The organism is Calothrix anomala FACHB-343, from assembly GCF_014696435.1.
GTDB lineage: Bacteria > Cyanobacteriota > Cyanobacteriia > Cyanobacteriales > Nostocaceae > Aulosira > Aulosira anomala_A.
This window is the reverse complement of record NZ_JACJQG010000017.1, coordinates 1-15,227: the sequence shown is the minus strand read 5'-3', so window position 1 is coordinate 15,227 and position 15,227 is coordinate 1. Positions and strand designations below refer to the sequence as shown.

General features: G+C 40.7%; 11 protein-coding genes and 2 rRNA genes. 5 read left to right on the top strand and 8 right to left on the bottom strand.

The annotated features are described in order from the left end of the window. Nucleotide 1: 1 nt before the first annotated feature. Together dxs and H6G08_RS11870 are read right to left on the bottom strand one after the other, a co-directional pair. Nucleotides 2-1,909: a 1-deoxy-D-xylulose-5-phosphate synthase gene (gene dxs / locus H6G08_RS11875; RefSeq protein WP_190542201.1), complete on the bottom strand. Its 1,908-nt coding sequence runs from the start codon at nucleotides 1,907-1,909 to the stop codon at nucleotides 2-4. A 764-nt stretch (nucleotides 1,910-2,673) separates the two neighbouring features. After that, complete coding sequence (locus H6G08_RS11870; protein ID WP_190542198.1) at nucleotides 2,674-4,974, bottom strand: monovalent cation:proton antiporter family protein; 2,301 nt, start codon at nucleotides 4,972-4,974, stop codon at nucleotides 2,674-2,676. Nucleotides 4,975-5,460: 486 nt separating this feature from the next. On the opposite strand from H6G08_RS11870, the gene H6G08_RS11865 reads away from it, so the two are divergent. The 4 genes from H6G08_RS11865 to H6G08_RS11850 all read left to right on the top strand — a co-directional run bounded on the left by H6G08_RS11865 (nucleotide 5,461) and on the right by H6G08_RS11850 (nucleotide 10,800). Then, complete coding sequence (locus H6G08_RS11865; RefSeq protein WP_206758296.1) at nucleotides 5,461-5,940, top strand: hypothetical protein; 480 nt, start codon at nucleotides 5,461-5,463, stop codon at nucleotides 5,938-5,940. 118 nt (nucleotides 5,941-6,058) lie between these two features. Next, on the top strand, nucleotides 6,059-6,880 hold the full coding sequence (locus tag H6G08_RS11860; RefSeq protein WP_190542192.1) for a hypothetical protein: 822 nt from the start codon (nucleotides 6,059-6,061) through the stop codon (nucleotides 6,878-6,880). 300 nt (nucleotides 6,881-7,180) lie between these two features. Next, on the top strand, nucleotides 7,181-9,190 hold the full coding sequence (locus tag H6G08_RS37475) for a VWD domain-containing protein (protein WP_242046136.1): 2,010 nt from the start codon (nucleotides 7,181-7,183) through the stop codon (nucleotides 9,188-9,190). Between the two features lie 197 nt (nucleotides 9,191-9,387). Continuing rightward, nucleotides 9,388-10,800: a M48 family metalloprotease gene (locus H6G08_RS11850; RefSeq protein ID WP_190542189.1), complete on the top strand. Its 1,413-nt coding sequence runs from the start codon at nucleotides 9,388-9,390 to the stop codon at nucleotides 10,798-10,800. A gap of 124 nt (nucleotides 10,801-10,924) precedes the next feature. On the opposite strand, the gene H6G08_RS11845 is transcribed toward H6G08_RS11850, so the two are convergent. The 3 genes from H6G08_RS11845 to H6G08_RS11835 form a co-directional block, all read right to left on the bottom strand. Then, nucleotides 10,925-11,200, bottom strand: coding sequence for a MoaD/ThiS family protein (locus H6G08_RS11845; RefSeq protein WP_190542188.1), 276 nt, complete (start codon nucleotides 11,198-11,200; stop codon nucleotides 10,925-10,927). A gap of 73 nt (nucleotides 11,201-11,273) precedes the next feature. Beyond that, nucleotides 11,274-12,578: a threonine synthase gene (thrC, locus tag H6G08_RS11840; RefSeq protein ID WP_190542186.1), complete on the bottom strand. Its 1,305-nt coding sequence runs from the start codon at nucleotides 12,576-12,578 to the stop codon at nucleotides 11,274-11,276. Nucleotides 12,579-12,755: 177 nt separating this feature from the next. Further along, nucleotides 12,756-13,778: an isopenicillin N synthase family dioxygenase gene (locus H6G08_RS11835; RefSeq protein ID WP_190542184.1), complete on the bottom strand. Its 1,023-nt coding sequence runs from the start codon at nucleotides 13,776-13,778 to the stop codon at nucleotides 12,756-12,758. Between the two features lie 294 nt (nucleotides 13,779-14,072). Between H6G08_RS11835 and H6G08_RS11830 the strand changes: the two genes are divergently transcribed. Next, nucleotides 14,073-14,327, top strand: a complete 255-nt coding sequence (locus tag H6G08_RS11830) for a hypothetical protein (RefSeq protein ID WP_190542180.1) — start codon at nucleotides 14,073-14,075, stop codon at nucleotides 14,325-14,327. Between the two features lie 301 nt (nucleotides 14,328-14,628). Here the strand turns inward: H6G08_RS11830 and H6G08_RS11825 are convergent, their stop codons facing one another. From H6G08_RS11825 to H6G08_RS11815, 3 genes are all read right to left on the bottom strand, one after another. Continuing rightward, complete coding sequence (locus tag H6G08_RS11825) at nucleotides 14,629-14,793, bottom strand: helix-turn-helix domain-containing protein (protein WP_242046135.1); 165 nt, start codon at nucleotides 14,791-14,793, stop codon at nucleotides 14,629-14,631. A gap of 82 nt (nucleotides 14,794-14,875) precedes the next feature. After that, nucleotides 14,876-14,993 (bottom strand): 5S ribosomal RNA (rrf, locus tag H6G08_RS11820). A gap of 132 nt (nucleotides 14,994-15,125) precedes the next feature. Then, nucleotides 15,126-15,227, bottom strand: a 23S ribosomal RNA gene (locus tag H6G08_RS11815); the annotation flags it as partial.

The following is a 15,227-nucleotide window of genomic DNA, read 5'->3' as shown; positions in this document are numbered from 1 at the left end:
ACTAACCAACAGCCGATGGTTGAAGCTGAAAATAAGCTTGCAAAACTCTTTCGGCGATTTGACGACTAGTTAAACCTAATTCCGCCTTAGATTCATCTGGTGTCGCATGATCTACTAAGATGTCTGGAATACCGATGCGCTTCACGGGAACGACAACATCAGCATCGAGTAAGGCTTCTGCTACCGCCGAACCAAAGCCGCCCATGACGCAGCCTTCTTCTAAGGTGACAACGCGGCCGATTTTCTGAGCTAGAGGTACAATTAACTCAGTATCTAAGGGTTTAGCGAACCGGGCATTAACTACGGTCGCTTCAATACCATGTTCGCTGAGAATTTCTGCGGCTTGCATACTGGGGTAAACCATTGTGCCATAGCTGACCAGTAATACATCATCACCAGTGCGGAGAATTTCCCCTTTACCGATTTCCAAAGGTTCCCAGCCTTCTTCCATCAAGGGTACGCCATGACCGTTACCACGGGGGAAACGCATAGCGATCGCGCCTTTGGTATAGTTAACTCCAGTAACGATCATCCGTTGCAGTTCGGCTTCGTCTTTGGGTGCCATTAACACCATGTTAGGAATGCAACGCAGATAAGCGATATCATACATCCCTTGATGGGTGGGGCCATCAGCGCCAACAATTCCCGCCCTGTCTAAACAGAAGAACACTGGCAGGTTTTGAATGCAGACATCATGGATAATCTGATCGTAAGCCCGTTGTAGGAAGGTCGAGTAAATCGCCGCTACAGGGCGCATTCCCTCACTTGCTAAACCAGCCGCTAAGGTAACGGCGTGTTGTTCGGCAATTCCCACATCAATATATTGATTGGGTAATTTGGCTTGGAGTTTATCTAAACCTGTACCTGTCGCCATCGCTGCTGTAATCCCGATAATTTTCGGGTTTTGTTCAGCGAGTTTAACCAAGGTGTGGGCAAAAACTTTGGCGTAAGCTGGGGGTTTGGGCTTACTCGAAGGAATAGCTTTACCAGTTGTCAGATTAAAAGGATTTTGGGCGTGGTAGCCTACTTGGTCTTGTTCTGCTAGTTCATAGCCTTTACCTTTAACAGTAGACACATGTACCAAAACTGGCCCGGGGATTTGATGTGCTTGTTGGAAGGTAGCAATTAATTCTTCTATATTATGCCCATCTACTGGCCCGATATAGGTAAAGCCTAGTTCTTCAAATACTGCACCCACTTTAGGAACAGCCAAACGTTTCATCCCTTCTTTGATCCGTCCCAGTTCGGGAGACAAAGATTCACCGACAAAAGGAATGTGCTTGAATTGTTCCTCAAAATTATCTTTAATAAACTGCACGGGTGCGCTGAGGCGCATTTTGTTGAGATAGCGAGGAATTGCGCCTACGTTGGGCGAAATGGACATTTCGTTGTCGTTGAGGACGACTAGTAGGTTAGTTTTGGGTAAATGTCCGGCATGGTTGATTGCTTCTAACGCCATCCCGCCAGTTAAAGCACCATCACCAATCACAGCTACGGCTTTAAATTTTTCCCCCTTTAAATCGCGGGCTAAAGCCATACCCAAAGCGGCGGAAATACTCGTAGAAGCATGTCCCGCGCCAAAGTGATCGAACTTGCTTTCACAGCGTTTAAGATAACCAGCAACACCATCTTTTTGTCTAAGGGTGTGGAAGTTGCTGTAGCGTCCTGTAATTAGTTTATGGGGATAAGCTTGGTGTCCTACATCCCAAATAACTTTATCCCGATCTAAGTCCAGTGTTTGGTAAAGCCCTAAGGTTAACTCTACAACACCCAAACCTGGCCCCAGGTGTCCCCCAGTTGCTGCTACCGTTTGTAGGTGCTTATCGCGGATTTGACGGGCGATTTGTTGCAGCTGCCGAATCGATAAACCGTGCAACTGATTGGGATGGGTGATTTCGCTCAGATGCATATTATAGGGTTTTCCTCTCTAATCTCTACTTCTGAATATTCTCTGATTTTCCCACGGTAATGTTGCTTACAGAACCATAGTTAAAATAAGTTGTATTTTCACAATCAAACGGCGCAAAGTTGAGGCATTGCGTTGCAGGGGTTAGGGACTTACAAAAAATAAATTACCCAAATTCCGTAGTGCGAGCATCTTGCTCGCTTTTGAACACCAGCGAGGGAGACGCTCGCACTACAAATTGATTGGGTATTTAAAAAATTGGATGTCCCTTACCCCCGTTGTAGCAATTGCCGATTCGCAAAAGTCATTTGTTAATTTTCTGCCCTTGCGCGCTTTGGTTCACAAATCAAAAATCCTCCTCTGAGTCAGTAGTATGAGGATTTTTCAGCCTCATTTTTGCAGGTAAAATTCAGCCCATACTTTTCCGGAGACAAGTGGGATTGATTTACCTTTATTAATGTAACAAATTGTAATAAAAATGTTGGAGAAACTTGGTAAAATACCAAATTTTCTCGGTTGGATAATCGATAAAATTATCCTATTGTTATTCGAGATTTTGTATTAAGAATTACCATCAGCATATATTGCGTCAAAATTTATCTATCAACATCATTTTTTTACTAAAATTTACTGAGTTTGACGCTTGATAAAATTGCCAAATTGAATTACCAATTAAGCACAAAATGAACTAATTTGTGCATATAAAAAATCTCTATACCTGTAGGGTGGGCAATGCCCACCAGCTAATTTACAGGCATAAATGCTTTTCAGGCTTCTATGCGATCGCTTTTGACTACGGGCAAAGTTAAGGGTACGGCGTCGGGTGCAGTAAACAACGGTTGTAGTTGATTCAAATTCGCCAAACCGCCACATAACAATACTTGATCGCCATCTTTCAAGTCCATGTGGCTATCGGGAGTGCGGATAAACTTACCATCGCGCCGAATCGCTGCGATTTTTACGCCATATTTATCGCTAATATCTAAATCTTCAAGAGTTTTGCCTAAAACTGGAGTTGCGGCATTAATTGTCATCCACTGACAAGCGCTATCTTCTCCGGGTACAGCCGTTCTGCCAATAGCAAATTCTGCTAAAGCTGCTAGTTCTTCATCGGCTCCCACTACCAACAAGCGATCGCCTTCTTCTAATCTGGTGTCGTTACTGGGATAATCTATCTCTTCCCCATTAGCGCGGCGGATTGCCATTAAGCTTACCCCAATTAAGTAACGCATATCCGCTTCTTCTAAGCTCATGCCAATCAGGGGGGAACCAGAAGGTAGGGGATACCAGCGCCGATTTAAATCGCGGGTGGCTTGCTGTAAATCGCGGGAAACTTCCAATGCAGTCTGTTCTGGGCGCAAGTCTAAATAATGATCCTTGCGAATTTGCTGCATTTCCCGTTGCACCACATTGGCTGGTAAACCTAAACCTGTTAATAAATAGGTTGCCATTTCTATACTGGCTTCAAACTCTGGTTGTACAACTTCTCTAGCTCCCAGTTGATAAAGCACTTCAATATTTTTATCTTGGGTAGCACGCACCACTAAATCGAGTTCTGGACACAATTCCAAGGCGCGTTTCAGACAAAGCCGGGTACTAATTGGATCGGGAAGTGCGATCGCCATTCCTTTCGCATGGTTCACCCCAGCCGTTTCTAGAACATGTAAACTCACGCAATTACCATATACATAAGCCACGCCAGCATCCCGTAATTGCTGAATCCGACTTTCCGATTGATCGATGACTACTACAGGTAACTGGTGCTGCTGCAATAACTTGACTAAATTTTTACCTACTCGCCCATAACCACAAACTACCACATGGTCTTTTAAGGGCAAATCTTCAGCCACATCTCGCGGCTGTACTTCCTCTAAATAAGGTTTCAGCCAAGGCATCGATTCTGCCAAAGTAAATAAAAATGGCACTAACCGTAACACAAATGGTGTCAAAACAAGTGTTACAGCTGTAGTTCCTAAAATCAGTAGATATACTGAACGAGAAACTAAGCCCAGTGCTTGCCCTTCACTCGCCAATACAAAGGAAAATTCCCCAATTTGCGCTAGTCCCAGCCCCGCAATTAAAGCTGTTTTTAAGGGATAGCGGAATAGTTTCACCAACGGTGTGACGATTAAAAATTTACCGATGAAAACTATTGCCACTAAACCTAAAATTAATTCCAGGTTTTTCCACAAAAACACTGGGTCAATTAACATGCCAATAGCGGCGAAAAATAAACTGGCGAAGATATCTCGGAGTGGTTCTACATAAGTTAAAGTTTGGTCGGCGTATTCCACCTCAGAAATCATTAAACCGGCGACAAACGCCCCCATTTCAATGGATAAGCCTAAATATTCTGTCAACAGTGCAATTCCCAAGCACAATGCAACTACACCTAATAAAAATAGCTCTTTGCTTTCCGTCCGGGCGAGGAGTCGCAATAACGGCGGAATTAACCAAATTCCTGCTACCACTGCACCAGCCGCAAATAAGCCAATTCTCACTAAGGCTGTCACTACCGCAATCCCAATAGCTTCACCAGGCTCATGGAGGGCGGGTAAGACTGCTAGCATTAATCCTAATGCTAAGTCTTGGACTACCAAAATACCTAGCATTACCTGTCCGTGAGGGGTTTCCGTTTCATTGCTTTCCATCAAGCATTTAAGGACAACGGCGGTGGAAGATAAAGACAGAATTGACCCCAAAAACACGCCCTTAGCAGGTAAAGCGCCCCAAGCACCAGTGACGCCACAAATCGCGACTGTGATTAAAATTGTCAGCGCAATTTGTAGCCCACCACCACCTAGTGCGATCGCTTTTACTTTCTTCAGTTCGGCAAAAGAAAATTCTACGCCCAAAGCAAATAACAAGAAAGCGACCCCAAACTGAGCCAGAGTCTCTACTTGAATCACTTCTTTAATCAATCCCAGCCCTGCAGGCCCCACGACCATACCGCCGATGAGATACCCTAACAACACAGGCTGTCGTAACAGCGCCGCCAACAGTCCGCCACCAGCAGCAACGGCGAGAACGGAGACTAAATCAACAATTAACCTAAAATCTTCTTGCACCAGTTTAAAAAAAAGAACTATTAAGACCTATTAACCTCAGCATACAAATTTTTATATATCTATGCTCAAGTTATCGAAAAACTGGGTCTACAACCCCATACTAGATGCACAGCTTGCAGAGGCGATGGGGTTGGGAACGATCTCGAACACTCACCAAGGCGCGTGGAGTTTCCCTTTGCTGTCGATGAATCGAATAAGCGATCGCCTGCTAAAAATGCCATAGGCTCTATTTAGGCTTTTTTAAGCTATTTTTCAACCATAAGAAGAAATTAAATTATTTTAAGTTCAGTAGATCTACGGTTAAATCCTGTAATACTACTTAAATACAAATTCTTTTCAGCACAATTTTATCTAGCTTAACTGTAGTTGTCTAAGTGTTTTGTCACCATTCAACTCAATATTTATGCTGTTTAATTTTTCACTGGGTGCAGTTTAAGAAGATTTTTGTAATACAAAATTATGTCTAACATTGTAATTCAAAAAATAATGACAGTTGTTGTATTTAGTTTTGTCAATATTTTGATATTGCCAACAGATGTTAAAGCACAGGATTTAACAGCAGCTTGTAAAGGTGCGATCGCTAATGCAAAAACTAGTTTACAGAAAGTGCCTAATGTCTTAATTCAAGATATTTATCAGAAAAAAAATTCCGAAAATTATTCCGATTCAGCAGCAGAGCGACCTATCGAATATATATTTCATCTCACTGGTACAGTGCGTAATGGTCGTATGGTGGAAACTGGTATAAAACAGCTTGGAAACTCCCCTAAATTTCTGAAAAGTATCAGCCAAAATATAATCAGCCAATGTAACTCAATAGGTGCAGTTTCTTTTGGTAGTACGTTAGCACCAGGTTGCGGAATTACCTTTGGATTAATGGGTGATGGCACAGTTAAAGAATTTGAGAATGTCGATGCTCCAGCGTTAGGAAGACCGCTTAAATGGGGAGAGACATTCTGTAGTTAAAAGAAAGGGTAATCATATTAAGTTCAGATACTAATACTCTAAGGATTTTACTGCTGATACTTCCATAACTGAGAAATTTATTTTCGGTTGAATAAAATACAATAATAATGATTCAATTATGAAAATAATGATAAGAATAAAAAATTTATCATCCTGCTTACTTGCCAGTTTTACTATTACATTTTCCAGTTATATAAATGTAGCTAAGGCTAGTCCCTATGTGAGCGCAGATTTTATTAGCCAGAGCCAATTAAATTTAAAACCTGCAATTTCTTATGTTGATTTAGCAAAAGTTAAGCAAATTTCGCCTAGTAACTATAAATACGTTAAAAGCTTTGTAGCAGCAGAATTCGTAGCAGAATTTGTACAATCGGAAAACCGTGTAGAAAAAAGAAAATTCTTAGAAAGTGAAGTTAATGTCAACTGTAACGATATAAACTCTGTCAAAATTTTGCAAAACCGTTACTTTAAAAACGGTAAATTAATCAGGGTAGAAAAGCTTAATAAAGTTATCAGACATAGCGAAGCTAACCCATTAAAAGAAGCTAACTTACTTGTATGTCGTCTTTTTGATCCGGCTTCTTCACAAGAATTAAAATCAGGTTTTTATTCTCTAGGATCTAGCAGTAGTACTCGAATCGCCATCCAAGGAAATCGCATTTGTTATGAAGAAATTGGCCGCCTTGGTAGAACAGTTGCTTCTGTTGTTCGTGACCCCCGATACCTCAGTTTATATAAACTTGAGTCGGTTGAAAAAAAAGGTTGGTCAAAAGAGCCATTTTATTTAATTCAGTTGACATCAAATGAACTTCATTATGGCCCACTCATCGCCCTTGGAAGTAAACAAATTACTAGCAGTTGGGAAAACAGTAAAGAAATAGAACAATGTTTAAATTCTAATCAAGTTTTCTGGTACTTTCAAGAATATTTTCCCAATTAATCCCAAAACTAGCACTGAATTTTAAAGTCAATATCATATCGCCTGACTATAAAATAAGTTATTTATTGTATCTTTATTAAATATGTTTTATAGTTTTAAGCAGTAATGATCAAGTATATTCGTCCATTAATCATTGGATTTATTAGCTTTGCAATTGCTATAAATGAAAAATTTTTTATAAATAATATTCTAATATTTATATGTGGAATTATTACCTTAAACTCACCAATTTCCAACACTTTTTTGCATGATACTGGCAAAGCAAATGCTGCTGACACATATTCAAGTACTAACTCTATCATGCAAGTTGTCGATAATAGAGTAGGTAGTGAGATTCAGTTTTATAACTCTCAACTAGCTGTGCCTTCAGAACTCGCACAAATTCCTCGTGTTCGGCAGCAGAACCCCCAGCCTAGTAATGTACCTAAGAATAATTCTCCGGCAGTTTTACCGCAAGACTCAAGCCAAGATTCCCTCAAATCACCAATTCAAACTCAGGCTTCTAAATCAGATTCTCCTTGTCAAGATAAAGTTAATGGCTTTAGTCTCTACCAATCTGCCAATGGCGTATGTCTCTACTCTCAAGAATCATCATATATAACCACAGTAGATCTGAGTAAAGCTAAACTTTTTAACTTGACTGGGCCAATAACCAAAAATAATACCATTAAAGCTAAAAACCCTGATTATTTTCTCAATGAACATAATGAAATTGAGAACCTTAACAGACAAGGCTTAAAGTTGAGAGCGATGGTAAATGGGACATTTTTTAGTACTATTGATGGAAAATCAGACGTTACCATCGGAAATATATTAGTCGATGGCGAACGCATCATCCCTCTGGGACTAAGAACTGAGGGAAAAATAATTCAGGAATATAACCCTCAGAAAATCGACTCTAATTTTGCTCACCGAGCATTCTGTTTTGACTCAACAACAGCCTCTATTCGAGATGATGTTGCTCAAGCTTTTAAAGATACTAGCAAATGTCCAAATTTTATTGGTCTTTATGCTCCTTATGCTCCAAAACCTCCAGATGAAAAACCTATTCCAGGAGGGCGAACTTTCGTCGGAATCCGAAATGGTAATGCTCAAGGTAGTACAGTCTTGTTTTTCTCTAGTAATTCAGCAACTCTGAAGCAAGCTAGAGATACATTAACAAGTTTTGGGGCGACATCAATTGCTCAGTTAGATGGAGCTGGAAGTTTACTTCTGACCTGGGGTCAAGATATCCTCCTTAAAGGCGATCGCTTTAAAATCAGGATTGGTATTCCATCAGCGATCGCAATCTACTCTAAAGAACCGGAAGAAAAACCCCAAGATAGAACAGGAAAGCCAGTCAAAGGTACAAGTTACGGCGATCCTCACCTCATAACCTTCGACGGACACAGATACAGTTTTCAAACAGTCGGAGAATTCATCCTCGCAAAATCAACTGATGGTATTTTTGAAGTCCAAACCCGTCAATCTGCGGTGAACAAATCCCTTTCTCTCAACAGTGCAGTGGCGATGAAAGTTGGCAAGAATCGTGTAGCTTTTTACTCAAAAGATTTCCCAGATTCCAATACTGATACCCCCCTACGAATTAATGGAAAACCTACTGTTGTAGAAGGTGATTCCTTATCTCTACCAGGAGGTGGGGTAATTCATAAACAAAATGATAGCAACTATGTAGTTGAGTGGTCTACAGGTGAGAAAGTTGCCATCACAATTTATAGCCGTGGACAGTTTAAATACATGGATGTCTTTCCTTTTGTTCTAGAATCTCAAGCCAATCAAATGGTGGGTTTGCTGGGAAATGTTAACGGTAATGTTAATGATGATTTACGGTTCCGTAGTGGAGATATTCTCCCTTCTAAATCAACTTATGGAGATGTTCGCCAATTAATTGAGCGTGTATCACCAATTCGGATTCCATTAGGTGAACTGGAGAAAATCTACCTTGATAAATTAAATAAAGATTTCGGTAATAGTTGGCGAGTCAGTCAGGAAGAATCTCTATTTGACTATGGACAAGCTCAATCCACAGCAACTTTTACAGATAAAGCTTTTCCTGATGCCTACCTGACACTAGATATGCTATCTCCTGCACAACTTGAGGATGCGAGATCGCAATGTCTTAATGCGAGAGTTGATGCAAGTTTATTAGATGGTTGTATCTTTGATGTCGGCTTTACAGGATACAGTGAATTTGCTTATCGTGCGGCACAAGTTTCCAATATTTTGAATGTGGTTGAATCTGTTATTCCAGGTTTTAAAAATCCCATTCCGGGGATTCTGCGTCAAGTTCCCAAAATTCCCGGATTGTAATTTTCAATAGGGTTACAACTATTTGTCAAAAACATAAAAATATCTCTTCCCAGTCAACAGTCAACAGTCAACACTCTTTTCAAGCTAGCCCCGCATGGGAAAAACCCACAACCAAACATGAAAATCTCTCTTTCCCATGCCCCATGCCCCATGCCCCATGCCCATTTTCAAACTAATAAACTATCAAGGTGCTATCAATGAAAAAATTCCACAAATTTTTATGGGTGGTGGTTGGTGCAGTTTTATTTCTCTGTCTAAACTTACTAGTACCCATAATTTCTTCTGCACAAAATTCTAATATAGCTAACCGATTGCAAACTTTAACCAAAGCAGATGAACTTTACCTTGCAGGAAATACCGCAGGTGCGGAAAAACTCTATCGCCAAGCCAAACCTCCATTTGCTAAAGAAACAGCCACAGCTAATAGCATTCCTAAAGCCATTACTGATCCTGAACAACTTTCAGGAGCAGGTCGGGTATACTGGCGTAATGCCACCGAGGGAATGCAACAGGGACTAACGAGTAAAATTTTTGTACCGCTCAAAATGCTGTTAGAAAAACAGCCGGAATTTGTCCCTGCGTATGCACTGTATGCTGAAGCTTCTAAGAAGTACGGCGATCAAAAAGATGTAATTCCCATTCTAGAGAGGGGAGTGGCAACCTTCCCTGATTCTGTAGAGTTAAATAAAGCTTTAATCAAAGCTCAGGAAGAAAACGATCAATGGTTGGAAGCTTCTATTATTGCTCGTCAATTTGCGATTGTTTATCCTCAACATCCAGAAGCGACGGAGTTTGCTAGCATTGCAGATAAGAACTTTAATCGCTTTCGTAGCAAGCTCAACGAACAAATTATCTTCCAAGGAGTTGTGGGTGCAGTTGTTGGGATTCTCACAGGTGATGGAGCTAACCAAGCTGTACGACTTGCTCCTTTGATGCTTCAAGGTGAATCTGCTATGGGGGCACAAGTTGCTGCTGCTTATAAACAGCAATTACCTCTGATAGATGACCCAAGTATTTTAGAATATGTCAGCCGTATTGGTAATGATATTGCTAATTTGATGGGGCGGGCTGATTTTAAATATGAATTTAACGTAGTTAAAGACAATTCTCTTAATGCTTTTGCTCTCCCTGGTGGCAAAGTATTTATCAACACCGGAGCAATTATGGCTGCTAACTCAGAAGCAGAATTAGCAGGATTATTAGGACATGAAATTGGTCATGCAGTTTTATCTCATGGATTTCAGCGAATTACCAATGCCAATTTACTTGCTAATGTAGGGCAAATCATACCTTTTGGCAATCTGATTTCTACTTTAGCAAGTCTAGATTATAGCCGTCAAAACGAGACTCAATCTGATATTATTGGCACTCGTGTATTAGCTGCTGCTGGTTATGCGGCTGATGGTTTACGCAACTTATTTGTGACTTTCAAACAACAAGAAAAAGGACAAAGTACTCCAGCTTACCTGCGTACTCATCCCACTTCTGAAGCACGAGTTCGCTATTTAGAAGAAATCATTCAGCGCAATGGTTATAATCGCTATGCTTTTGAAGGCGTACAAAGACATATAGAAATTAAACAAAAACTGCAAAAAATTCTCGCCAGTTGATCGGCGATCGCAGTTTCAGTCCATAGTGACCCCTAAAAAGCTTAACCACATGGTATGAAACAATACAAGCGTGCTGTTAGGGCACGCTTGTATATATATTTAACAAATATACAACTTCTCGCTATCAACCACCTGCCACAGCAGGGACAATACTAACTTCATCGCCATCTTTGAGAGTTGTAGCTGTCCCATCCAAAAAGCGAATATCTTCGCTATTGACATATAAATTCAAAAATCGCCGTGGTGCGCCTGTTTCATCACACAAGCGGGATTTAATTCCAGGACAAACAGTCTCTAGAGAATCAAATAATTCTGCGATGTTACTACCAGTGCATTCTAGGACAGCTTGGTTATCGGTAAATTTTTGAAGAGCAGTGGGAACTAAAACTGTTACAGACATAGTTGAAGTATGAAGTGTGAGATATGAAATATCAAGGATGGAAGGTGAAGTTAAACTATTTAACCTTTATCCTTTAAACGAGTACTTGCTGCCATTCCAAACGATCGAGAGTCCGCGAACGCTCTAGTGCGTTTTCAAAGCTGTCGAGTTTGGCATCAATTGTCAAAGGTTCGCCAATATAGCCGTGAAGAGCTTCTTGGGTTTTCAAACCATTGCCAGTGATATATACCACAGTAGTTTCATCTGGATCTATTTTGCCAGCTTCTACTAATTTTTTCAGCACGGCAACGGTGGTACCGCCAGCAGTTTCTGTAAATATACCTTCAGTTTCTGCTAATAGCTTGATACCTTCAATGATTTCTGCATCATTAACAGATTCGATATTACCGTTGGTTTTGTTAGCTATTTCCACAGCATAAACACCATCTGCTGGGTTACCGATCGCAATCGATTTCGCAATCGTATTAGGTTTAACTGGCTTGATAAAGTCCCGTCCTTCTTTATATGCTTGGGCGATAGGCGAACAACCTTCAGCTTGCGCGCCACTAAACCGGACTTTCTTATCTTCTACTAAACCAACTTCAACAAATTCTTTGAATCCCTTATAAATTTTTGTAAACAAGGAACCAGATGCTAGGGGCGCAACGATATGGTCTGGTAATTCCCAACCTAATTGTTCAGCTACTTCAAACCCTAATGTCTTAGAACCTTCTGAATAGTAGGGGCGGAGGTTAATATTGACAAAACCCCATCCATGTGTATTAGCTACTTCCGAGCAGAGACGATTGACTTGATCGTAGTTACCTTTTACAGCCATTAATGTGGGGCTGTAAATCAGGCTACCCATAACTTTCCCAGCTTCCAAATCTGCGGGGATGAATACACAGCAATCTAAACCAGCGTGAGCTGCGATCGCGGCTGTGGAATTAGCCAAGTTACCAGTGCTAGCACAAGAAACTGTCGTAAAACCTAATTCTCTAGCTCTTGTTAAAGCGACAGACACCACCCGGTCTTTGAAGCTGAGGGTGGGCATATTCACAGCATCGTTTTTAATATAAAGCTTATTTAGACCCAGACGACGCGCCAGACGGTGAGAACGCACTAAGGGAGTCATCCCAGTTCCCACATCAATTACATTATCAGTTGCAACAGGCAAAAAGGGACGGTAGCGCCAAATGGAATTAGGGCCAGCTTGAATTTTTTCTCTAGTGACAGTATTGCGTAGCAGATTGTAGTCATACTTGACTTCCAAAGGCCCAAAACATAATTCACAAACATGGTTAGCTTTCAGTTCATACTCCTCACCACATTCCTTACACTTCAAGGCTTGAAAAGAGATAGTGGCGGCTTCGGTGAGTGCGGATTTTGTCTGAGTCATAACCTAGCTTTCCCTGTTTGTCTGTCAACTGTCGCCTGATAGTAACACGAGTACAAATACGAGTCAAACATACCCGATAAAAAAAGTCGGGTATGATTCTGAAGTCGTTTGTTTTTGACTACAACCCTGGCTAGACAAAGATTTTGGCTTTTGTAGCGAGAATTAATTTGTCAATTTCTACAGCACAGTCCGTTGCAACTCGGGAAAAACTTTAGAAACCTTACTTAAAACATAATCCCCATAAGTCCCGCGAAATTCATGAACGCTAGCACCATCCCAACGTTCTTGGTAATCGTCAGCGATCGCTACTTCATTTAAAGGAATGGGTTGAACTTCTACATCAAAATTAGGATCGAAAAAGAAAGGGAATGAAAGGCGATCGCGTCTTGACAAATTTTGTACTCGATGGGGTGTAGAACGATATAAACCGCCAGTCATGCGATCGAGCATATCCCCAATATTGCAGACAAAGGAACCAGGAATAGGAGGCGCAGCAATCCAGCCAGATTTAGATTTCACTTGCAATCCGCCTGATTCATCCTGTTTAAGAATAGTCAGAACACCGTAGTCTGTATGTTCTCCCACACCCCACCTATTGTCTCCTTCTAGCGGTGATAAATCTGGCGGGTAGTTAAAAATCCGAAATAACGTTAATGGATCTGATGTATAACGTTCAGCAAAATAAAATTCTTCCAATCCCAAACTTAAAGCAATCCCAGCCATAAGCTTATGTCCCAGTTGCGTCATCGCCTCCATATATTCCAGCACCGTCTCGCGGAATAAGGGAATATTGCTGGGGAACAAGTTAGAACCATGCATAGGTGTTTGTGCTTTCACCAGTGGGTGATCTGCTGCTAGTTCCGCACCAAAATAGATACCTTCTTTAAGATCCGGTTTACCAGATGTCAATTCATCCCCAACCGGAAAGTAACCTCGCCATGCTTTCCCAGCCAAAGCCATGCGAATTTCTAGTTTAGTTTCCAAATCTTGAGCAAAAAACTGGCGACTGAGTTGTTCTAGCCTTTGCTGTAAGCCTTCATCCACACCATGTCCGACAATATAGAAAAATCCAGATTGGCGACATGCTTGTCCAATTTGAGATGCAACTTTCAGGCGATCGCCTTTTCGAGAAACTAACGCACTAATATCAATTACCGGAACCTGCGAAAATTCTTCTTGCACAACTTGCGAGATGTTCATCTAACAATCCTCCTCATTGTGTAGGTTGTAAAACTTTTATGTAACCTCTTCCACAAAAATTTTTAATTCAAATTGCGATATATCTAATCTGGCGAATAATTTATAACGCTATTAAAAATAACAATTACTGTTACATCCTCTTATACACATAGTGACATGATTAGATGTCAAGACAACGCTTTTTATCGTTTATTACTTTAATAAATTATATTTATCAATATCAAAAGAAAAAATATTTGTTGTTATCCAATATGGAGCATACATTAAAATTATCAACTAAAAAATTTAAAAAATATGAGTTCCCATCTTACTGCAAACAAGATTGACTGGAATCCTATTCTTCGCCAAATAAGGTTTACAAAAGGTCACAGTTTACCTACTTATAATGGTGACTTGAAAGCAGCCTTACTGAATCATGTAGGGCTAGCAAATAATTCTAAGGGAGAAGAAGCATATCAGCTAGCCAGAGAAATTGCTCGCTTAACAACCTATTCCGATCCAGAGATTGTCTATTGGTTCTCTCGTCTCATATATCTAATTAATGATTGAACTTACCATTCATAATTAGTTTCACCAATCTCTGCCTTAAGATATGACTTTAGATAGATTGCAAACAGTAGATTTTATAGCATTGATTTTCTGGCGATCGCCTAATCATAAATAAGTGAGTACTACAAGATTCACAAAATATTTCTCTGTTTGCATTTTTATATTTATTGTTCTTTTTTGATTGGCTTAAGTAAGCGGGTATAAATAAACCAAACTATATTACAAAACGTCAATAGACTTGAACCCCTTACCAATGAAAAATGACAGCCCTTTCCAGTTATATTTAATCACGCCAGCCTAATTATTGAGCCTTGGCTGTCGCTGCCAAGGCTTTATTAAAAACTAGCCGCACACAACTAATTGTCCGACGCAATATTGGTTTTTGCTCGGTAGTTAGGTATATTCCATGTAAAGCCATCTTTCTAGGACGGGGTTTCAAAGCCAGGAGTTTCCATGGAGTTTCCATAATGTGCGAAAGCTCATACAGATCGTTAAAATAGCAAAAAACCGCTCCAATAAACAAAGGAGCGGCTTTTTGTGAAAAATAGACCTGGCATCGAGCTATTGTAGCAGGAGGCAACCCTCAAACTATCGTCGCCGCAGCAGCGTTTCACCTCTGAGTTCGGGATGGGGTCAGAGTGGTTCCACCGCGCAATAGACACCAGGAAAAATTGGTGGGGGCAGGGGGCGGGGGGAAGAGGGAAACAAGAATCTTAATCTCCCTTGCTCCCTGCTCCCTGCTCCCTTGCCTGTTCAAAACCCTGAAGACTGCAAGTAACGCGATTGTCAATAGTTTGTGAGGTCAAGCCCTCGGTCTGTTAGTACTCCTCTGCTACATGCATTACTGCACTTCCACATAGAGCCTATTAACCTGTAATCTACAGGTGACCTTACCTACTA